This window comes from Dellaglioa sp. CoH-57-MRSF-20 (assembly GCF_056781955.1).
In genome coordinates, this window is sequence record NZ_JBXAXV010000295.1 from 1 (window position 1) to 256 (window position 256).

A 256-nucleotide genomic window follows, 5' to 3' on the forward strand; every position below is an offset into this window, starting at 1 on the left:
GGAGCTTGCTGTTAGGCATTGTGTATTCCTCAATGGTTGTGAGCGCCGCGCGCTCGATGCAGATGGTTATGGCGTTTGTCGTGGCAGCTTTTGCACAGCGATAGGAGATTCGACATCGTGTTGGTGCCGCCCCGTGAGAGAGGCACTATGTGATGTACTTCCACAGCAGGGCGCAGGCATTGCTTGCCGCCCACTATGGCCCGGCACTTGTTGCCATCGCGTGCCACAACCTTGGCCCGTATTTCCCACCAACCGG

The 256-nt window shown here is 57.8% G+C and carries 1 protein-coding gene; it reads right to left on the minus strand.

Annotated elements, in window-relative coordinates; genetic code table 11:
- Window positions 1–29: 29 nt before the first annotated feature.
- Window positions 30–227 carry an HNH endonuclease gene (locus AC1RPN_RS09095; protein ID WP_481763860.1) on the minus strand — a complete coding sequence of 66 codons (198 nt, stop codon included), beginning with the start codon at window positions 225–227 and terminating at the stop codon, window positions 30–32.
- Between the last annotated feature and the right edge of the window lie 29 nt (window positions 228–256).